Origin of the sequence: Ornithinimicrobium sp. F0845, from assembly GCF_023015765.1 — a bacterium.
In the GTDB taxonomy this organism is placed as follows: domain Bacteria; phylum Actinomycetota; class Actinomycetes; order Actinomycetales; family Dermatophilaceae; genus Ornithinicoccus.
The window spans coordinates 463,680-483,659 of the sequence record NZ_JALKAL010000002.1 but is presented as its reverse complement, the minus strand read 5'-3'; the positions used below and the strand labels follow the sequence as shown (position 1 = coordinate 483,659).

Sequence of the window (19,980 nt, the reverse complement as noted above, 5' to 3'; positions counted from 1 at the left end):
GTTCGGTGCAACGATGGTGCCATGAGCACCCCGACTTCAAAGACTTCGCCGGCGCAGGAGCGCACCAGCGCCGAGATGTGGTTCGACCCGGTCTGTCCCTGGGCCTGGATGACCTCGCGCTGGCTGATGGAGGCCCAGCAGGTCCGTGACCTGGACATCACCTGGTCCGTGATGAGCCTGTCCGTCCTCAACCAGGGGCGTGACCTGGACGAGGGCTACCGGGCCCTGATGGACCGTGCGTGGGGCCCGGTCCGGGTCCTGATCGCCGCGGCCAAGGAGCACCCCGGGGACGACGAGGGCAACTCCACCCGCAAGGCGCTGTACGACGCGCTCGGTCGCCGGATCCACAACGAGGGACGCGGCAGTGAGGACCTGTCCACGATCATCGCCGAGGCGCTGGAGGAGGCGGGCCTGCCCGCCGAGCTGGCGCGCCATGCCGACAGCGACGAGCAGGACCCCGACGTGCGCGCCAGCCACGAGCGGGCCATCGGCCTGGTGGGCGACGACGTCGGCACCCCCGTCGTCTCCGTCAACGGCGTCAGCTTCTTCGGCCCCGTCATCACGCCGGCGCCCAAGGGTGAGGCCGCCGGCCGGCTGTGGGACGGTTGTGTCCTGGTGGCGGGCACGCCCGGCTTCTACGAGCTCAAGCGGACCCGCGACGCCGACCCGGACTTCAGCTGAGGAGCGATCAGGTGCGCATTCACATCGGCGGGGACCACGCGTCATACGACCTGCAGCGCGAGCTCGTGCGGTGGCTGGGCGAGGAGGGCCATGACGTCGTCGACCACGGGCCGGCCACCTACGACGAGCTGGACGACTACCCGGTGTTCGTGCTGCGGGCCGCCGAGGCGGTGGCCGACGACGCGGGGTCGCTGGGGATCGTGCTCGGCGGCTCCGGCAACGGCGAGCAGATGGCGGCCAACAAGGTGACCGGGATCCGGGCGGCGCTGGCCTACAACGCCGAGCTGGCCGAGCTCGCGCGGGAGCACAACGACGCCCGGGTGCTCTCGATCGGTGCCCGGATGAACACCGTCGAGGAGGCCAAGGAGATGGTGACGGTCTTCCTGCGGACCCCGTTCAGCGGGGGCGAGCGGCACCAGCGGCGGATCGACATGATGTCCGTCTACGAGGTGGACGGTCAGCTGCCGGACCTGCCGGTCTAGGGTCGCAGCATGTCTGGACGAGAGACTCAGCCGGTCGCCCTGGTCACCGGGGCGGGTCGCGGCATCGGTCGGGGAGTTGCCGTCGCCCTCAGCGAGGAGGGGTATGCCGTGGCCCTCACCTCCCGCAGCGTCGAGCAGCTGGAGGAGGTGGCCGCCGCCTGCCCCGGCCCGACGCTGGTGCTGCCGGCCGACATGGTCGCCCCCGGGGCGGTCGACGAGCTCGTGGCTCGCGTGGAGCAGGAGTGGGCCGCCCCCGAGGTCGTCGTGGCCAACGCGGGCGCCGGCGTCTCGGCGTCGGTCGAGAAGACCAGCGACGAGCAGTGGCAGCAGATGCTCGACCTCAACCTCACGGCGCCCTTCCGGCTCCTGCGCGCCACCATCCCGGCGATGAAGCAGGCGGGCAACGGCCGCATCGTGGTGGTCGCCTCGGTCGCCGCCAAGATCGGTGAGCCCTACATCTCCGCCTACACGGCCAGCAAGCACGGCCTGCTGGGCCTGGTGCGCTCCGCCGCCGTCGAGCTGGCCCGGTCGGGCGTCACCGTCAACGCCGTGTGCCCCGGCTACGTCGACACCCCGATGACGGACGCCACGGTGCAGGGCATCGTGGACAAGACCGGACGCACGGCGGAGGAGGCCCGACGCATCCTGGAGGCCAAGCAGCCCATCCAGCGCCTCATCACCGTCGACGAGGTGGTCGAGGCTGTCCTCGCGTGCGTGCGCAACGGTGGGATCACCGGGCAGGGCATCAACGTCGACGGAGGAGCGGTGCAGTCATGATCGAGCCGGTCAACCCGCCCGAGCTGGGCACCCCCCGAGGGTTCAGCCACGCGATGGTCGGCACCGGCCGGATGGTGCTGCTGGCGGGGCAGACGGCGCTCAACTCGGAGGGCCGCATCGTCGGTAACACCGTCGTCGAGCAGTTCGAGCAGGCGCTGTCCAACCTGCTGACCGCGCTGCGGGCGGCGGGCGGCACCCCGGAGGACCTGGCCTCGCTGACCATCTACATCGTGGACATGGACGACTACAAGGCACGCTCCCGTGACATCGGTGCGGTGTGGAAGCGGCTCATCGGCCGGCACTACCCCGCCCTGGCCGGGATCGGGGTCAACCGGCTGTGGGACGTCGAGGCGCTGGTGGAGGTCCAAGGGGTGGCGATCCTCCCGGAGTGAGCCCACGTCCCGGATTGTCACAGGATTGTGACGATTAATAGACGAGCGCTACAAATCCGGCATATGGTGTCCGACAGATCGGCGCAAGGATGCGTCGTCGCCAGAGGAGGCCCCGTATGAGAGCACGACGCACCCCGATCCTGATCGCCGTGGCCGCTGCCACCGCGCTCACGTTGAGCGCCTGCGGCGGAGGCACGCTCGGAGGCGGTGACGAGGAGGAGGCCGGCTCGGGAGGGCCGATCAAGATCGGGCTGCTGGTCCCCCAGTCCGGTGTCTACAAGAGCCTGGGCGATGACATGAAGGCCGGCTTCGAGGTCTACCTCGAAGAGCACGACAACATGCTCGGCGGTGTCGAGGTCGAGGTCATCCTGGCCGACGAGGGCGAGACCGCAGACTCCGGCAAGGCGGCCGCCGACAAGCTGGTCAAGCAGGACGAGGTCACCGTGGTGACCGGTGTGGTCAGCTCCGCCGTCATGAACGGCGTGGTCGACCTGTTCGAGACCAGCAAGATCCCGCTGGTCGGCTCCAACGCCTCGCCGACCACGCTCACCGACGCCACCTACATCTGGCGCACCTCCTACGTCAACGACCAGCCGGGTGAGGCGCTCGGCGCCTATGTCGCGGAGCAGGTCGACGGGAGTGTCTACTTCCTGGCCGCCGACTACCAGGCCGGGCTCGACGAGGTGACCGGGTTCAAGCGCAGCTTCGACGCGGCGGGCGGTGAGACCGCCGACGAGGTCTACACACCCTTCCCCGGCACGACGAACTTCCAGCCGTTCCTGGCCAACGCGAACTCCTCCGGCGCGGAGGCGTTGTTCAGCTTCTACGCGGGCGGCGCCGCCGTCGAGTTCGTCAAGCAGTACGACCAGTTCGGGCTGAAGGGCCAGATCGACCACTACTCCGCCGGCTTCCTCACCGAGGGCGGCGTCCTGGACGCCCAGGGCGAGTCGGCACTCGGGACGTTCACCGCGATGAACTACAACTTCGACCTCGAGAACGAGCTGAACGCCTCCTTCGTCGAGGCCTACGAGGCCAAGACCGGTCTGAAGCCCACGACCTACGCGATGGCCTCCTACGACGCGGCCCACGTGCTGGACCTGGCCATCGAGGCCGCTGGCGGCGAGGACGCCGACAGCGAGTCGATCAACACCGCCATCGGAGAGATCGAGAAGGTCGAGTCCCCGCGCGGCACCTGGACCTGGTCCGAGATCGGCACCCCCGTCCAGACGTGGTACCTCCGCGAGGTCCAGGAGGTCGACGGCACGCTCGCCAACGTCGTCATCCAGGAGCTCGGGGAACTGTGACCCACAGGACGTCATGAGCGGGTGGTTCAACGCCCACTTCGTCAGCATGGTCGACGGGGTGGCCTACGGGCTGCTGCTCTTCACCCTCGCGGTGGGGCTGTCGCTGGTCTTCGGGATGATGGACGTCCTGAACCTGGCGCACGGCACGCTCTACCTGGCCGGTGCCTACACCGCCTACGCCCTGTCGGACGGCAGCTGGCTCGGGTTGCTCATCGCCCTGGTCGTCGGGCTGGTGGTCGGGCTGCTCGGCGGCGGGCTGCTCGCGGCGGCGGTCGCCCCGCTGCAGGGCAGAGGCCATCTCGACCAGGCGGCCCTGACGCTCGGCATCTCGCTGATCGCCGCCGAGGTGATGGTGATGCTGTTCGGTGCCGAGGTGCTGCCGACGGCGCCGCCCTCCGCGCTGAGCGGGTCGGTGTCGGTCCTGGGGCACACCTACCCCGTCTACCGCCTGGCCTTCATCGGGATCGCCACGCTGCTCGCGGCCCTGGTCTACCTCGCCTTCGAGCGGTCCTCGGTCGGCGCCCTGGTCAGGGCGACGGTGGCGGACCGCGACATGGTGCGGACCATGGGGGTGGATACCCGCAAGGTGCTCTTCGGCGTGTTCGGGTTCGGCGCGGCGCTCGCCGCCGTCGGCGGGGTGCTCGGTGCGCCGATCATCGCGCCCGGACCGGGCATCGACGAGCGCGTGCTGGTGCTCTCCCTCGTGGTCGTCGTGATCGGCGGCCTCGGGTCTGTGCGCGGTGCGCTCCTCGGTGCCCTGCTCATCGGTCAGGTGCAGACGCTCGGTGTCGCGCTGGTGCCCTCCTACGCCCCGTTCCTGCTGTTCGGCGCGATGCTGCTCGTGCTCGCGCTGCGCCCGCAGGGCCTCTTCGCGCCGGGGCGCGCATGAACAGCCTCCAGGTCCGGCGGACGCTGCTGGTCGGTCTCGTCGCCTTCGCCTTGTTGATGGTGCCGTGGGTGTTCGGCGCCTTCACCGTCAGCACCTTCACCCGCGCCCTGGTCTTCGCCGTCCTCGCGATGGCGGTCAACCTGCTCACCGGGGTCGCGGGCCTGCCCACCCTCGGCCAGGCGGCATACTTCGGGGTCGGTGCCTACACCGGCGCACTGGTCTCGATCCACTGGTCCGAGCTCGGCATCGTCCAGCTGCTCGTGGCCACCCTGGCGGGCGTCGTGGCCGCGGTGCTGACCGGCCCGCTGGCCATCCGGGGCCGTGGCGTGGCCTTCCTCATGATCACGCTGGCGATCGGGGAGATCGGCTACAGCGCCGCCGGCCGACTCGATGCGGTGACCGGCGGGACCGACGGGCTGAGCGGCATACTGCCTGTGGTTGTCCTGCCCGGCGGGGAGGGACTGGTCAACGAGGGGCTCATCTACTACTACGTGCTGGTGGTGGCGGTCCTGGCCTACCTCGGGGTCGGGATGCTGCTGCGCTCGCCGTTCGGGCTGACGCTGCGCGGTCTGCGGGACAACGAGGCCAGGCTGCGGGCGGTCGGCTACCGCACCGACGCCTACGCGCTGGGTGCCTTTGTGTATGCCGGAGGGCTGGCTGCCCTGGCCGGGTCCCTGTGGGCCTCGTCGCAGCGGTTCGTCGCCCCCGGGGACATGGGTTTTGAGATCGCCGCGCTCGCCCTGCTGGCGGTCATCGTGGGTGGGGTGGGCTCCATGTGGGGCGCCTGCCTCGGGGCGGCGCTCGTCGTCTTCACCCGTGACTACTTCGGGCAGATCGTCTCCGGTCACGCACCACTGCTCCTCGGCACCCTGTTCGTGCTCGCCGTCTACCTGTTGCCCAAGGGCATCGCGGGCGGCCGGGCGCAGTGGCGCACGCTCTTCCCCAGGAGTCATGCCGAGCACCCGACGGCGGAGGTCCGGTGAACGCCTCGCAGCACGTCGTGCCCGGCGGTCGTGGCAGCGCCGACGGCGTCCCCGCGCTCGGCGTCGAGGGGCTGTCCAGGCACTTCGGCAGCCTCAGGGCCGTCCAGGAGGTGACCTTCGAGGTGCGGGCCGGCAGCAGGCACGCGGTCATCGGCCCCAACGGTGCCGGCAAGTCGACCCTGTTCGCCCTCATCGCCGGTGCCCTGCCGGCGACGTCGGGGCGGGTGCGCCTGCACGGTGATGACGTGACGTCGATGGCCGAGTACGCGCGGGCCAACCGCGGCCTCGTCCGCACCTTCCAGCACTCCTCCCTCTTCCTCTCGGCGACGGCTCGGGAGAACGTCCTGCTCGCGGTGCAGCGCCGCCACGGGGTCCAGGCCTCGCCGTGGCGCTCGGTCACGCGCCGTCGTGCCCTGCTCGAGGAGGCCGACGAGGTCCTGGCCCAGCTGGGTCTGCTCGATCGGGCAGGAGCGGCCGCAGGTGCGCTGTCCCACGGCGAGCGGCGTCAGCTCGAGGTCGCCGTCGCGCTGGCCACGGCACCGTCCGTGCTGCTGCTCGACGAGCCGGCCGCGGGGATGTCTCCGGCCGACACGCAGGCGTTCCAGCAGATCGTCCTCGGGCTGCCGCAGGAGGTCACCGTGCTGCTCGTCGAGCACGACCTCGACCTGGTCTTCGGCCTGGCGGACACGGTCACGGTCCTGCACCTCGGGGAGCACCTGATCACGGGTGATCCGGAGCAGGTGCGTGCCAGCGAGGCCGTGCAGAGCGCCTATCTGGGGGCCGAGGACACCTCGGACCTGTTCCTGGAGGAGGGGTCATGACGGACGACGCGATCCTGTCCACCCGGGGTCTGGTCTCCGGCTATGACGGCTCCCGCGTGCTGCACGACGTCGACGTCGCGGTGCCCGAGGGTGGGGTCCTGGCACTGCTGGGGCGCAACGGTGTCGGCAAGTCCACGCTGGTCAACACGATCGCCGGCCTGGTCCGTCCGATGGCGGGCTCGGTGCGGGTGGCGGGCCAGGAGGTTGCCGGCTCACGGCCCGACGCCATCGCCCGGCTGGGGGTCGGCCTGGTCCCGCAGGGGCGGAGGGTCTTCGCGCCGCTGACGGTCGCGGAGCACCTGGAGATCGCCGACCGGCTCGGGCGCAAGGGCGAGTGGACGCGGGATCGGGTCATCGGCCTGCTGCCCCGGCTGGGGGAGCGGCTCGGCCACCGCGGCGACCAGCTCTCCGGCGGGGAGCAGCAGATGCTGGCGATCGCCCGGGCCCTGCTGACCAACCCCACAGTGCTCCTGCTCGACGAGCCGTCCGACGGTCTCGCGCCGGCGGTCGTCCAGCAGGTGGGCGAGGTCGTGCGTGAGGTGTGCGCCGCAGGGGTGTCCGCCCTCGTCGTCGAGCAGAACCTGCGGCTCGCCCTCTCTGTGGCCGACCGGGTCGTCGTCATGCAGAAGGGGTCCGTCCACTGGGACGCGTCGGTCGAGGAGTTCCGCCGCAACCGGACCCGCGCGGAGCAGCTGCTCGGCATCTGACACGGGGGCGGCATCCGACACGGGGGCGGACGCCGCCGTCCGGGGCGAGCCGCTCGGGCGCATTCGGCTCCGGCCTTTTCGGCTCAGCCGTAGTCGTAGAACCCCTTGCCCGCCGCGCGACCCATGCGTCCCTGGTCGATGTAGTCCCGCTTGAGGATCTCGGCGAACCGCTGCATCTCGGGGTCCGGGTTGCGCCGAGCCAGGTGGTAGGGAGTCTCCATGCCCACCACGTCGTAGATCTGGAACGGACCCAGCGGTGCCCCGGTGGACCGACGCCACGTCAGATCGATGGTCTCCACGTCGGCGACACCGCGGACGAAGAGGACCGCCGCGGCGTTGAGGAAGGGCACGAGCAGGGAGTTCAGGACGTAGCCCGGCTGCTCCTTCAGGACGCGGATGGGGATCATCCCGATCTCCTCGGCGAAGCCCGCCACCGCCTCGTAGGCCGCGGGGTCGGTGCCCGCGTGGCCCATGACCTCGCCCACGTTGAGCCGCCAGATCTCGTTGGCGAAGTGCAGGGCCAGGAACTTCTGCGGTCGGCCGCTGGACGGCGCGATGTCGCTCGGCAGCAGCGTGGAGGAGTTGGTCGTGAAGATCGTGCGCTCGGGCGCCAGCTCACCGACCCTGGCCCAGGTCTCCTGCTTGATCTCCAGCACCTCGGGGACCGCCTCGATGATGAGGTCCGCGTCGCCCACGGCCTCGGCCAGGTCGCTGGTCGGCCGGATGCGGGTGATGGCCGCGTCCACCGTCTCCGGCGTCGCGTCCGCCACGTCCTGCAGGTAGAGCCGCCGCAGATAGTCCCAGCGGTCAGGGAGGGTGGCCAGCACCTCGTCGCTGATGTCGTAGACCACCACGTCCTTGCCGTGGTAGGCCGCCTGGAGGGCGATCTGGGAGCCGAGCACCCCGGTGCCCAGGACGGTCAGGTGCTGCATGTGTCCTCCTCCTCGTCCCGGTCGACGCTAGTCCACGCCGGGGGGCCGCACCAGAGTCGCCGCGCGCCATACTGCCGGCGGCGGGGCCTGCGGGTGGCTCAGCGCACGCTGTCGACGAACCGGTGCGCCGGTGCCTCCAGCCGTCGCTGCAGCGCGAAGAACAGGTCCGCCGCCCGCTTGCCGGACCAGTCGCCGGGGAGCAGTTCGGGAGCTAGGCCAGGGTCGAGGTAGGGCAGCCGGCGCCACGCGGTCAGCACCCGGATGTAGTCGGCGAAGGCCCGCCCCTCGTGGTCCCGGCCCGCACCTGACTCCCACCGCTGCAGCATGGGTGCGTGGTCGTCGTGGAACTGCTGGTAGAGCCGGTCGAGGCCGGCCAGGTCCCACCACTGCGCGACCTCGTTCTCGACGGCCGCGAACCCCAGGTAGCGGGACTCGAACAGGTCGACGTAGTCCGCGAGCTCCTCACGCTGGAGCACGTCGCGCGCCTCGGCCTGCAGGTGGGCCGGCGCGATCCACACGCCGGCACCGACCGACCCGAAGCCGAGCCAGGACAGGCGTGACCGCAGCGTGTGGCGGCGTTGCCGCTCGGCCTCCGGCACGCTGAAGACGGCCAGGACCCAGCCCTCCTCGACGGTGCCCTGACGCCTGCGGAAGATGCGGCGGTCACCCTCGTCCAGGATGACGCGGGCCTGGTCCGACAGTCCGTAGCCGGCGCGCCCGTCGACCCGCTCGGACTCCAGGATGCCCCGGCGCTTCAGCCGGGAGATGGAGGAGCGGACCGCGGGCTCGTCGACCTCGAGCTGGGTCATCAGCTGGATCAGCGTCGAGATGCCCAGCCACCCGCCGACCTCACGCGCATAGAGGCCGTAGATCGTCACGATGAAGGCCCGCAGGCCCGAGTCCGTGCCGGCGCGGGATGGCGTCGCCTTGACTGTCGTCATCTGACTAACATACTGGGAGGGCCTGGCACCGACGCCGGGCGCCACTGTGACGAGAGGCCCAGTGATGCCGGAGACCGAGCTCTCCCCGAGTGCGCACGTCGACACCTACTGCCGTGACAACCTGCCGCCCCGCGCGTTGTGGCCGGACTTCATCTACGAGGTCCCCGAGGTGCACTACCCCGAGCGGCTCAACGCCGCGACCGTCCTGCTCGATGACGTCATCGACTCCGGAGGCGCCGACCGTGCCTGCGTGCGGGCGCCCGACGGCACCACCTGGACCTACGGACAGCTGCGAGCCCACGCCAACCGCCTGGCGCACGTCTTCGTCGACGACCTCGGCCTGGTCCCCGGCAACCGGGTCCTGCTCCGGGGCCCCAACAACCCGTGGTTGGTCGCCCTCTGGTTCGCCGTCCTCAAAGCCGGCGGAGTCGTGGTGCCGACGATGCCGATGCTGCGACCCCGCGAGCTGGGCACGATCGCCGAGATCGGTCGCTTCACGCTCGCGGTGTGCGACCACCGGTTCACCGAGGACCTGCTGCGCGCCGAGATCCCCGAACTGCGGACGCTGACCTACGGCGGCGCGGTGGACGGGCTCGAGGACGTCCTGGCGCTCGCCGAGGGCAAGGACACCGACTTCGAGGACGTGGCTACCGCCGCCGACGACGTCTCGATGCTGGCCTTCACCTCTGGCACCACGGGTCGACCCAAGGCCACGATGCACTTCCACCGCGACATCCTGGCCAACGCCGACACCTTCTCCCGCTACGTCCTGCGACCGGAGCCGGACGACGTCTTCATCGGCACCCCACCCATCGCGTTCACCTTCGGGCTGGGTGGCCTGGTGGTCTTCCCGCTGCGGGTCGGCGCCTCGACCGTCCTGGTCGAGAAGGCGACACCCGACCAGCTCGCGGACCTGATCCGGGACCATGGTGCGACGATCTGCTTCACCGCCCCCACGGCATACAAGGCCATGCTGTCCGGTGGCCGCGCAGAGGCGCTGACCAGCCTGCGGCGCGCGGTCTCGGCCGGTGAGCACCTGCCCAAGGCGACCTGGGAGGCCTTCCGGGACGCCACCGGGATCGCCCTCATCGACGGCATCGGGTCGACCGAGATGCTGCACATCTTCATCTCGGCCGCGGACGAGGACATCCGGCCCGGGTCGACCGGCCGCCCGATCCCGGGCTACCGCGCCAAGATCGTCGACAAGGCCGGCCAGGACGCGCCGGACGGCGTGGCCGGACGACTGGCGGTGCAGGGGCCTACCGGTTGCCGTTACCTGGCCGACGAGCGGCAGACCGTCTACGTCCAGGACGGGTGGAACATCACCGGTGACACCTTCATCCGCGACGAGGACGGCTACTTCTGGTATCAGGCGCGCTCCGACGACATGATCATCACCTCGGGCTACAACATCTCCGGCACCGAGGTCGAGGAGGTGCTCTCCGCCCACCCGGACGTGATGGAGGTCGCCGTCGTCGCCGCGCCCAGTGAGGAGCGCGGCCACGTCGTCAAGGCGTATGTCGTCCCGGTCGGCGGGTGCGAACGCCTGGGTGGCGAAGAGGGCGAGGCCGCTCTGCGGACAGCGCTCCAGAACCACGTGAAGGACCAGATCGCCCCCTACAAGTACCCGAGGCTGATCGAGTTCACCGACGCGCTCCCGCGGACCTCGACCGGCAAGGTGCAGCGCTTCCGGCTCCGGGAGGACGCGGCCGGCGAGGACCGGCCCTGACCGCCGTGCCGCACCGGGTGTCGGTGGCCCGCAGCGTCGACTGGGGCGACACGGACGCCGCCGGGCACTACCACCACTCCAGCGTGATCCGTTGGGTGGAGGCGGCCGAGAACGCGCTGCACGTCGAGCTCGGGCTGCTCGACCTGTTCGGCACCGTGCCGCGCGTGCGCTACGAGGTGGACTACCTGGACCGGCTCTGGTTCCGCGACGAGGTCGTGACCGAGCTGTGGGTGGAGTCCGTCGGCCGGACCTCGCTGGTCTACGGCTTCGAGGTGGCCGGTCCGCGCGGACCGGCGGCCCGCGGGCGCATGGTCTGCGTCAACGTCGCCGCCCGGGTCGGGCCGGCCTCCGGCGAGGGATCGCCGGCCGCGCCCTGGCCCGAGGAGGTACGGCAGCGGCTCGCAGAGGCGCAAACCTCGGGAGAGTGAGCGCCTGCGGCACCGCCATGCGACACATCGTGCGCCGTGTGCGGTCTCTGCGCGCGGCGCACAAAATGTCGCATGGCCAGTGCGCACGCGGCGGCTGCCGGGGTCGGGCTGCTCAGTGCCCGCGGAAAGCCTCCTCCAGCCACCACGACGGCTCGTCGGCGACGACCTTGGCGTCGATCAGCAAGGGCGTTTCGCGCGGCCCGTCGAGCCAGGCGCGCACCGGTGCCAGGTCGTCGATATCGCGGACGGTGACGCCGGTGAAGCCGTAGCCCCGCGCGATGGCCGCGATGTCGGTGTCGGGGAAGGTCACTGTGTCCATCGGGTGGTCGCCGGAGGCGAAGTGGTGCACCTCGGCGCCGTAGGCGTCGTCGTTGTAGACCACGACCACCATCGGCAGACCCAGCCGCCGCACCGTGTCCAGCTCGGCCGCGCCCATCAGCGCGCCGCCGTCGCCGAGCGCCGCGACGGGCAGCCGGTCCGGCTGGGCCAGGGCCGCCCCGATTGTCGTGGCCAGCCCGAGCCCGATCGCCTGGAACGCCTGGGTGAAGCAGAACCCCTGCTCGTCGGGCACCGAGAGGAACATGCTCGGATAGCCCATGAAGTTGCCAGAGTCGACCCCCACCACGCGCTCGCGCGGCAGCAGGTCGTCCAGCGCGATGGTCAGCGTGCGCGGGTCGATTCGCCCGCCGCCCGAGGTGTCCTCGAAGGGCACCGTGCGCCAGGCCAGCTCGCGGGCCAGCCGCTCGCGCAGGTCGTCACTGCGCCAGGAGTATGCCGTGTGCCCGCCGGCGGCGTCCCCGCCGGGGGCGTCCGTGGTCGAGCGGGTGAGGGCGGTCAGCGTGGCGCCCGCGGTGGTCGTCACGTCGCCGAGGACGCCGAAGGTCAGCTCCCGCTGGGCGCCGAGGGCCGCCTCGGTGTCGTCGACCTGCACGACGGTGGTGTCCGGTCCGATCAGGGCGCCGTGCCGCATGGTCCACATGTTGAGGACGCAGCCCCACCCGACGATGAGGTCGGCCTCGCGGATCAGCTCGGCCGCCAGCGGCGAGGAGAACCCGCCGGAGACGTCGAGACTCCATGGGCTGTCGTGGAAGAGGCCCTTGGCGACGGCGGAGGTGGCCAGCAGGGCGCCGGTCTCGTCGGCGAGGGCGACCAGGGCGTCGCGCGCCGCGGGACTGCGCGCCCCGCGTCCGGCCACGAACACAGGCCGCTGCGCCAACCGGAGCGCCGACACCAGGCGCTCGACGTCCGCGCTGGAGGGCGCCAGGGGCCTGGGTGGCTCCGGCGGGACGAAGTCGGCCAGGTCCTGGACCTGCGACGGCACGCCGCCGGGGGATGGCCTTTCCGGAACCTCGGCGCCCTGCACCTCCAGCGGCAGGTTGAGCACCACCGTGCGGCGCCGGTGCACCGCGGTGGCGACGGCCTCGCGGGCCTGCGCGACGGCATACTGCGGATCGGTGATGCGCATCGGGACGGCGCCCACCGACCGGGCCAGCGCGTCCTGGTCCACGAAGAAGTTGGACGCACGGTTGGTCGCCTCGGCGGCCAGCACGACCAGCGGGGTGCGCGACTTGGCGGCCTCGCCGATGCCGGTCATCGCGTTGGTCAGCCCGCAGCCCTGGTGGACCGAGAGCGCGGCCGGGCGACCGGCGGTGCGGGCGTAGGCGTCGGCCATCGTCGCGCCGCCGCCCTCGTGCCGGGCGGCGACGAACCAGGCGCCGGACGCGACCATCGCGTTGGTGACGTGGAAATTGCCGGAGCCGACCACGCCGAAGACGTGGTCGACGCCCGCGGCGACCAGGGTGCGGCCGACGGCCTCGGCGACCAGCACGGGAGCGGCCGGTCAGCGCTCGACGAGGGCGATGACCCGCGCCGGTGAGCCGGAGCCGCCGACGATCTTCAGCGGGGAGGCGATGACGACCGCGCCGGTCGGCGGGAGCTGGTCGAGGTTCTGCAGCTGGGCCAGGCCGTACTTGTTGTTGCCCATGAGGAAGGAGTGGCACGGGAAGGCGGGGTCGAAGGAGTGCGCGGCGCCGGCGTCGGTGCCGACGGTCTCGACGCCGATGCCCTGCAGCGGCGACTCCTCGGCGACCCAGCGGGCGCAGTCGGCGGACATGCCGGGGCTGGTCGGGCCGGTCTCGGTGTTGTTGATCATCTCCTCCTGCGTGACCCGGGAGGACCAGCCGGTGCGGCAGAGTAGCCAGCCGCCCTCGGGCAGTCCGCCGTGCTCGGCCGCGAAGGCCTCGACGTGCTCGCGCTCGATGAGGAAGTTCGGGTCGGCGGCGACCTGCTCGGTCACGTCCAGCACGATCGCCGGTGCCACGAACGCCCGGGGTGGGACCGAGCCGATGTCGTCCAGGTCCTGGCCGCTGACCCAGTGGTTGGGCGCGTCGAAGTGCGTGCCGGTGTGCTCGCCGGTGCGGAAGTTGTTCCAGTACCAGGCCGGTCCGCGGTTGTCGTAGCGGCTGATCTCCTCCAACTGGAACTGGGCGGTCTGCCCGAACTCCGGAGGCAACTCGAGCAGGGGCGTCTCGTCGCTCAGGGGTGCGGTGAGGTCAACGACCTCGATGCTCCCGGAGGACAGGGCGGTGGTCAGGTCTGAGAGGAGGGACATGGCCTGACCGTATTGGTCGGCACGGACGGGCACAAGGGTGCGGGGCGGGCCACTGGGGACGCGCAGTCTGACTTGCTCAAGGCCCGAGGACCGTCAGGCCGAGCTGTCGTGCTGCGTCGGCCTGACGCTCGTCGTAGGTCACGAGACCAGCGAGGTCGTCGCCGAGCTCCAGCGCAGTCGCCAGGTGTAGTGCGTCGAGGCTGCGCACGCGGGGAGGTGCGATGACGCCCGCTGCCTCGGCGATGCGGGTCAGGAGCGGCACCAGGACGAGCGCCTCGAGGACCACGCGCGCCTCCGCCCGCCGCGGTGGGTCCAACCGCCCGGCCATCCGCAGCACCTCGGTGCGGGCGAGATCGCTGGAGACCAGGTCGCCGTCGTGCGAGACCAGCAGGGCGTGCAGGGCAGGCGTCTGAGCCTCTTCCACCACCAGCTTGCACAGGGCGGAGGAGTCCAGATAGAGCGCGCTCACAGCCGGTCCTCGCGGTCCTCCGCCAGGAGATCGCTCAGGGGCCGGGCACCGGGCGGGAGCGCCTCCGGGAGCGGCACATCGGCCATCGGTCGACGGGGCTCGCGCAGGAGCCCCTGTTCGCGCAGCGCACGGAGGCCGTGCGTCGTCCTCGGCCCGATCTGCGCCACTGGCCGCCCCCGATCGGTGATCGTGATGGTCTCCCCGGCGGCCGCCCGGGCCACGACCGCGGACGCATTCTGCTTCAGGTCCCTGATGCCGACGCTGGCCATCGTGCTCCACCTCCAATGTGCTACATAGTAGCACTGGGTGGGCTGTGGAAGCTGGCTGCGCGTCTGCCCCCTGACGGCTCCGGCAGAATCGCTGTATCCGGCGGTGGAGGACCGGAGGTGAGAGCCCTGGGCCAGCGAAACCACTATCAAAATGCGGGGTCCGCGAGCGAAACCACTACGAAAATTGGGGGGTCAGAGGGGCATGAAGCGGCCGCCGTTGACGTCGAGGACGACGCCGGTGATGTAGGACGCCTCGGGCCCGGCGAGGAAGAGCACCGGGTCGACGATCTCGCGCAGCTCGGGGAAGCGGGCGAGCGGGATCGCGCTGAGCACCTCGTCGCGCTCGGCCGCGGGCATCTCGTCATACATCTGCTGCAGGCGCCCGGTGAGGAACAGGCCGGGGGCGACCGCGTTGACCCGCTGCCCCTTCGCCCCGACCTCGCGGGCCAGACGCCGGGTGAGCCCGAGGACGGCGGCCTTGGACGCGGCATACGGCACGCCGGTCACGGGTGAGGGCTGGCGGCCACCGATCGAGGACACGGTGACCACCGAGCCGTCCTCCGGCATCCGCGCCAGGGCCGCCTGGGCGCAGTAGAAGGTGCCCTTGACGTTGACGTCCACGACTAGGTCGACGTGCTCGGCCTCGATCTCCTCCAGCGCCTTGGGCGTCCCGAGCGAGCCGCCGGCCAGGGTGACGAGCACGTCGAGGCCGCCGAGGTCGGCGACCACCGCGTCCATCACCGCGCCGACAGCGTCCCGGTCGGCGACGTCGAGCTGATAACCGCGGGCCCGTATGCCGTGGCTCGCCTCGAACTCGTCCGCCACCGCCTGCGTCCCCTGCACGTCGACGACCGCGACGCTCGCACCGGCCGCGGCGAAGCCCTCGCAGACCGCCCGCCCGATCCCGCCGGCGCCGCCGGTGACGACGGCGACCTTCCCCGCGAAGCGACCACCGGACCGGTCCTGCGTGACCATGGCACACCCTCATTCCGTCTTGTTGACGACCGTCTCAGAGTCAACATAGTCTGAGGCGGCTGGCAACGACAACGGCGAAGGAGTCGGCGGATGCGGATCGCGGTCATCGGGGGAGGCCCGGGCGGGCTCTACTTCGCGGCACTGACCAAGGCGCTCGACCCCTCCCACGAGATCACCGTGTGGGAGCGGAACGCGCCCGACGACACCTTCGGCTTCGGGGTGGTCTTCTCCGACGAGACGCTCGGCGGCATCGAGCACGCGGACCCGTGGGTCTTTCAGACGATGCAGCGCGAGTTCGCCCGGTGGGACGACATCGACGTGCACGTCGGCGGCCAGGTGCTCACCTCCGGCGGGCACGGCTTCGCCGCGATGACCCGCAAGCGGCTGCTGGAGATCCTGCAGCAGCGGTGCCGCGAGCTCGGGGTCACCATGCACTTCCGCACCGAGGCGCCGGACGTCGAGGAGCTGGCTGCCTCGCACGACCTGGTGCTGGCGGCCGACGGCCTCAACTCGGCCATCCGCCGCCGCTATGCCGACACCCTGCGGCCGACCCTGGACGTGCGGGCCTGCAAGTACATGTGGCTGGGCACCTCCAAGGTCTTCGACGCCTTCAAGTTCTACATCCTGGACACCCCCCACGGGGTCATGCAGGTGCACGGTTACCCCTACGACGCCACCGGCTCCACCTTCATCCTGGAGATGCACGAGGACGTATGGCGTGCGGCCGGGTTCGACGCCACCGAAGGTCGGCAGTGGGTCCCGGGGGAGAGCGACGAGGAGTCGATCGCCAGGGTGCGGGAGCTGTGCGCCGACATCTTCGAGGACCACGAGGTGATGGCCAACAACTCGCGGTGGATCTCCTTCACCACGGTGCGCAACGAGTCCTGGCGGGCGGGGGAGCGCGGCAACGTCGTCATCCTGGGTGATGCCGCGCACACCGCGCACTTCTCCATCGGGTCGGGCACCAAGCTGGCGATGGAGGACTCGCTGGCGCTCGCCGCCTGCCTGCACGAGCACGCCGACCTCGATGCCGCGCTCACGGCGTACGAGGAGGAGCGCAAGCCGGTCGTGCAGTCCACCCAGCGCGCGGCGCAGGCCTCCCTGGAGTGGTTCGAGAACCTCGGGCAGTACCGCCACCAGGATCCCGAGCAGTTCGCGTTCAACATCATGACCCGCAGCCGGCGGGTGACCCACGACAACCTCAGGGTCCGCGACCCCGAGTTCGTCGAGCGCATCGACCAGTGGTTCACCCGGGCCACCCCCGGCGGACGTCAGGACACCCCGCCGATGTTCCAGCCCTTCCGTCTCGGGGAGCTCGAGCTGGCCAACCGGGTCGTCGTCTCCCCGATGGACATGTATGTCTCCGACGACGACGGCATGCCCACCGACTTCAGGATGATCCACCTCGGCGGCAAGGCGATGGGCGGCGCGGGCCTGGTGATGACCGAGATGGTGTGCGTCTCGGAGGAGGGCCGGATCACGCCCGGCTGCGCCGGGATCTGGACCCAGGAGCAGGCCGAGGAGTGGGGGCGCATCGTGGACGCGGTCCACGGGCTGAGCGCGGCCAAGATCGGGCTCCAGGTCGGGCACTCGGGGCGCAAGGGCTCCACCAAGCTCATGTGGGAGGGCATGGACGAGCCGCTCGAGGACGGCAACTGGCCCGTGATGGGGCCCTCGCCGCTGGCCTACCAGCCCGGCGTCAACCAGGTGCCGCGAGAGATGACTCTCGAGGACCTGGAGCGGGTCAAGGGCGAGTTCGTCCACGCCGCCCGGCTCGGCGCGGGCGCGGGCTTCGACGTCCTGGAGCTGCACGCCGGCCACGGCTACCTGCTCTCCTCCTTCATCTCCCCGGTGACCAACCGGCGCACCGATGAGTACGGCGGCCCACTGGTAGGGCGGCTGCGCTATCCCCTCGAGGTGTTCGCCGCGATGCGCGAGGTGTGGCCCGCCGAGCGGCCGATGACCGTGCGGATCTCCGCCACGGACTGGGTCGAGGGCGGCATCGACGTCGACGACGCGGTGGAGATCGCCCGAGCCTTCCAGCAGGCCGGGGCCGCTGCCATCGACGTGTCGACCGGACAGGTGACGCCGCAGGAGACGCCGGCGTTCGGCCGGTCCTACCAGACCCCGTTCGCCGACGCGATCCGCAACCGGGTCGGCATCCCCACCATCGCGGTCGGGATCATCTCCTCCTGGGACGACGTGAACTCCATCGTGCTCGCGGGCCGGGCCGACCTGTGCGCCGTCGGGCGAGCCCACCTCTACGACCCGAACTGGACGCTGCACGCGGCGGTCGAGCAGGACTACGACGGGCCGGGAGCGGTCTGGCCGATGCCGTGGCGGGCCGGGCGGCGCAAGACGCAGGGCGGCCGGAGCGAGGAGCCCAAGCCGCGGCTGCAGCTGGTGCGCGAGGGGGAGCAGGGCACCAGGCACGCCCGCTGGAGGCCGCGGTCGGCCCCGGGCGCAGCCCCCGCAGACCCCGGGCGCGTGCCGGACCACGCGCCCGCGGGGGTCGAGGCGTGAGCAGCGACCTGCGACCCCTCTGGGCGGCGCGCGGCGTCGCCGTGATCGGCGCCAGCGACCGGGCCGGTGCCATCGGCCGGCTGCCGGTGCAGTTCATGCAGCGCTACGGCTACGCCGGCGGCATCTACCCGATCCGCCCGGACGGTGCCGCGGTCGCCGGCCTCACGTCATACTCCTCGGTCGCCGAGGTGCCCGGCCAGGTCGACCTCGCCATGGTGATGGTCGTGGCCGACAAGGTGATCGACGCGGTCCGCGACTGTGCCGCGGCGGGGGTGCCGGTGGTCGTGGTCTGCTCCAGCGGCTTCGCCGAGACCGGCGGGGCCGGCGCCGCGCTGCAGGACGAGCTGGTCACCACGGCCCGCGAGCTCGGGGTGCGGGTCCTCGGGCCCAACTGCATCGGCACGGTCGGCACCGCGACCGGTCAGGTCAGCTCGTTCAGCCCGCTGTTCTCGGGGGAGCGCACCGAGCTCGTGCCGGGCCACCTCGGCTTCGTCAGCCAGAGCGGCGCGCTGGGCTACGGCGCGGTCTCGCTCGCCTTCGAACGGGGGCTCGGTCTCGGCTGGGTGGTCAACACCGGCAACGAGGCCGACCTGACCGCCACCGAGGTGATGACCGAGCTGGCGACCGAGCCCGGCTGTGCCGGACTGCTGGCGTATGCCGAGTCCCTCGGTGACCTGCCCAGCCTCGCCCGGGTGGTGGCCGGGGGGACGCCGGTCGCCCTGCTCAAGGCGGGGCGCTCGGAGGCCGGTGCCCAGGCCGCGGCCTCACACACCGGGGCGCTCGCCGCGCAGGACAGGGTGGTCGACGCTGCGCTGCGCCAGGCCGGGGTGGTCCGCGTCGACGACGTCGATGAGCTGCTGGACGTCGGTGACGTGATGGGCCTGGTCGATGCGGTCCGCGGCGGCTCGATCCGGCGGGTCGCCGTGGTCACCACCTCGGGCGGGTCGGGCATCCTGGCCGCCGACGCGATCGAGGCGCGGGGGATGACCCTGGCGCAGTTGTCGGAGCAGACGCTGGCCACCCTGGAGGAGATCGTCCCGGCCTACGGCTCGACCGCCAACCCGGTCGACGTGACCGCTTCGGTGATGAGCAACCCCGCGCTGTTCAACGACGCGCTCGCCGCGATCGCCGGCGACGAGGGGGTCGACGCCATCGTCGCGTGCTTCTGCGTGCTGACCGGCTCCGACGTGGACCAGGTCGTCACTGCGCTCTCCCGGGTGCGTCAGCAGACCGGCGTGCCGGTCATCGCCGTGCGCACCGGCGCGGACCACCTGGCCCCGCAGGCCTCGGCGGCGATGCGTGCCGCGGGGCTGCCGGTCTACCAGACCCCGGCACGGGCGGTGCGGGCACTGGCGGCGCTCGCCGAGTTCGCGAGGCCGCGGAGACCTCGCCCCGAGGCGCGACCGGTCCCCGAGGGCGACCAGGACTGGGCCGCGCTCGATGAGCAGGGGCTCAAGGACCTCTTGGCCCGACGCGGGCTGCCGGTGCCGGTCGGGCGCAAGGCCGCCGACCGACAGGACGCCGTCGCCGCCGTCGAGGAGGCCGGGGGCCGGGCCGTGGCCAAGGCCGTCGTGCCCGGGCTGCTGCACAAGTCCGACGCCGGCGGTGTCGTGCTGGACGTGACGCCGGACCGCGCGAGCGAGGTCTTCGACGGTCTCGCGGCGATGGGTGGGGAGGTCCTCGTCGAGGAGATGGTGCCCGGCGGAGTCGAGGCACTGGTCGGCAGCACCGACACCCCGCTCGGTCGTGTCCTCAGCGTCGGTGTCGGTGGCGTCCTCACCGAGATCGTGGCCGACGTCGCGCTGCGGCTGCTGCCGGTCGACCGGGACGACGTCGAGGAGATGCTCGACGAGACCCAGCTCGGGCGGCTGCTCGCCGGGGTCCGGGGACAGGACCCGGGCGACCGGGCCGCCCTGGTCGCGGCCATCGTCGGCATCGCCGACCTGGCGGCCGAGCTGCCCGCCGGTGCTGAGCTCGACCTCAACCCGGTCACCGTGCTGACCGAGGGACAGGGCTGCCGGATCCTCGATGCCGCGCTCGCCGTGACCCAGACAGGAGACTGACCAG

20 protein-coding genes are annotated in these 19,980 nt (G+C 71.6%); 13 read left to right on the top strand and 7 right to left on the bottom strand.

Features of this window, described 5'->3' with window-relative positions; genetic code table 11:
* Window positions 1–21: 21 nt before the first annotated feature.
* From MWU75_RS05530 to MWU75_RS05490, 9 genes are all read left to right on the top strand, one after another.
* Window positions 22–681: a disulfide bond formation protein DsbA gene (locus MWU75_RS05530; protein ID WP_247088776.1), complete on the top strand. Its 660-nt coding sequence runs from the start codon at window positions 22–24 to the stop codon at window positions 679–681.
* A gap of 11 nt (window positions 682–692) precedes the next feature.
* The gene (locus MWU75_RS05525; RefSeq protein WP_247088775.1) at window positions 693–1,163 is read left to right on the top strand and encodes a ribose-5-phosphate isomerase; all 471 of its coding nucleotides are present in this window, start codon (window positions 693–695) and stop codon (window positions 1,161–1,163) included.
* Between the two features lie 9 nt (window positions 1,164–1,172).
* Window positions 1,173–1,940, top strand: a complete 768-nt coding sequence (locus MWU75_RS05520) for an SDR family oxidoreductase (RefSeq protein ID WP_247088774.1) — start codon at window positions 1,173–1,175, stop codon at window positions 1,938–1,940.
* On the top strand, window positions 1,937–2,332 hold the full coding sequence (locus MWU75_RS05515; protein WP_247088773.1) for a RidA family protein: 396 nt from the start codon (window positions 1,937–1,939) through the stop codon (window positions 2,330–2,332). Before MWU75_RS05520 ends, MWU75_RS05515 begins: the two co-directional genes overlap by 4 nt.
* A 116-nt stretch (window positions 2,333–2,448) precedes the next feature.
* On the top strand, window positions 2,449–3,636 hold the full coding sequence (locus MWU75_RS05510) for an ABC transporter substrate-binding protein (protein ID WP_247088772.1): 1,188 nt from the start codon (window positions 2,449–2,451) through the stop codon (window positions 3,634–3,636).
* A gap of 13 nt (window positions 3,637–3,649) precedes the next feature.
* Window positions 3,650–4,525, top strand: coding sequence for a branched-chain amino acid ABC transporter permease (locus tag MWU75_RS05505; protein ID WP_247088771.1), 876 nt, complete (start codon window positions 3,650–3,652; stop codon window positions 4,523–4,525).
* Window positions 4,522–5,508: a branched-chain amino acid ABC transporter permease gene (locus tag MWU75_RS05500; RefSeq protein ID WP_247088770.1), complete on the top strand. Its 987-nt coding sequence runs from the start codon at window positions 4,522–4,524 to the stop codon at window positions 5,506–5,508. Before MWU75_RS05505 ends, MWU75_RS05500 begins: the two co-directional genes overlap by 4 nt.
* On the top strand, window positions 5,505–6,329 hold the full coding sequence (locus MWU75_RS05495) for an ABC transporter ATP-binding protein (protein ID WP_247088769.1): 825 nt from the start codon (window positions 5,505–5,507) through the stop codon (window positions 6,327–6,329). Before MWU75_RS05500 ends, MWU75_RS05495 begins: the two co-directional genes overlap by 4 nt.
* Window positions 6,326–7,036 (top strand): ABC transporter ATP-binding protein, encoded by a 711-nt coding sequence (locus tag MWU75_RS05490; protein ID WP_247088768.1) that lies wholly within the window; start codon window positions 6,326–6,328, stop codon window positions 7,034–7,036. The genes MWU75_RS05495 and MWU75_RS05490 overlap by 4 nt, the downstream gene beginning before the upstream one ends.
* Before the next feature lie 83 nt (window positions 7,037–7,119).
* On the opposite strand, the gene MWU75_RS05485 is transcribed toward MWU75_RS05490, so the two are convergent.
* On the bottom strand, window positions 7,120–7,968 hold the full coding sequence (locus tag MWU75_RS05485) for a 3-hydroxyacyl-CoA dehydrogenase (RefSeq protein ID WP_247088767.1): 849 nt from the start codon (window positions 7,966–7,968) through the stop codon (window positions 7,120–7,122).
* A 98-nt stretch (window positions 7,969–8,066) separates the two neighbouring features.
* Window positions 8,067–8,909 (bottom strand): PaaX family transcriptional regulator C-terminal domain-containing protein, encoded by an 843-nt coding sequence (locus MWU75_RS05480; RefSeq protein WP_247088766.1) that lies wholly within the window; start codon window positions 8,907–8,909, stop codon window positions 8,067–8,069.
* 64 nt (window positions 8,910–8,973) lie between these two features.
* On the opposite strand from MWU75_RS05480, the gene MWU75_RS05475 reads away from it, so the two are divergent.
* Together MWU75_RS05475 and MWU75_RS05470 are read left to right on the top strand one after the other, a co-directional pair.
* The gene (locus MWU75_RS05475) at window positions 8,974–10,638 is read left to right on the top strand and encodes an AMP-binding protein (RefSeq protein WP_247088765.1); all 1,665 of its coding nucleotides are present in this window, start codon (window positions 8,974–8,976) and stop codon (window positions 10,636–10,638) included.
* A gap of 23 nt (window positions 10,639–10,661) precedes the next feature.
* Window positions 10,662–11,066 (top strand): thioesterase family protein, encoded by a 405-nt coding sequence (locus MWU75_RS05470; RefSeq protein ID WP_247088764.1) that lies wholly within the window; start codon window positions 10,662–10,664, stop codon window positions 11,064–11,066.
* A gap of 112 nt (window positions 11,067–11,178) precedes the next feature.
* Here the strand turns inward: MWU75_RS05470 and MWU75_RS05465 are convergent, their stop codons facing one another.
* The 5 genes from MWU75_RS05465 to MWU75_RS05445 all read right to left on the bottom strand — a co-directional run bounded on the left by MWU75_RS05465 (window position 11,179) and on the right by MWU75_RS05445 (window position 15,390).
* Window positions 11,179–12,894, bottom strand: a complete 1,716-nt coding sequence (locus MWU75_RS05465; RefSeq protein ID WP_247088763.1) for a thiamine pyrophosphate-binding protein — start codon at window positions 12,892–12,894, stop codon at window positions 11,179–11,181.
* 12 nt (window positions 12,895–12,906) lie between these two features.
* Window positions 12,907–13,677, bottom strand: a complete 771-nt coding sequence (locus MWU75_RS05460; protein WP_247088762.1) for a cyclase family protein — start codon at window positions 13,675–13,677, stop codon at window positions 12,907–12,909.
* 76 nt (window positions 13,678–13,753) lie between these two features.
* Window positions 13,754–14,146: a type II toxin-antitoxin system VapC family toxin gene (locus MWU75_RS05455; protein WP_247088761.1), complete on the bottom strand. Its 393-nt coding sequence runs from the start codon at window positions 14,144–14,146 to the stop codon at window positions 13,754–13,756.
* Window positions 14,143–14,415, bottom strand: a complete 273-nt coding sequence (locus tag MWU75_RS05450) for a type II toxin-antitoxin system prevent-host-death family antitoxin (protein ID WP_247088760.1) — start codon at window positions 14,413–14,415, stop codon at window positions 14,143–14,145. Before MWU75_RS05450 ends, MWU75_RS05455 begins: the two co-directional genes overlap by 4 nt.
* Window positions 14,416–14,607: 192 nt before the next feature.
* A complete protein-coding gene (locus tag MWU75_RS05445) occupies window positions 14,608–15,390 on the bottom strand; it encodes an SDR family NAD(P)-dependent oxidoreductase (RefSeq protein ID WP_247088759.1) in 783 nt (260 codons plus the stop codon).
* A 90-nt stretch (window positions 15,391–15,480) separates the two neighbouring features.
* On the opposite strand from MWU75_RS05445, the gene MWU75_RS05440 reads away from it, so the two are divergent.
* Window positions 15,481–17,913: a bifunctional salicylyl-CoA 5-hydroxylase/oxidoreductase gene (locus MWU75_RS05440; RefSeq protein ID WP_247088758.1), complete on the top strand. Its 2,433-nt coding sequence runs from the start codon at window positions 15,481–15,483 to the stop codon at window positions 17,911–17,913.
* On the top strand, window positions 17,910–19,976 hold the full coding sequence (locus tag MWU75_RS05435; RefSeq protein ID WP_247088757.1) for an acetate--CoA ligase: 2,067 nt from the start codon (window positions 17,910–17,912) through the stop codon (window positions 19,974–19,976). Before MWU75_RS05440 ends, MWU75_RS05435 begins: the two co-directional genes overlap by 4 nt.
* Window positions 19,977–19,980 lie beyond the last annotated feature (4 nt).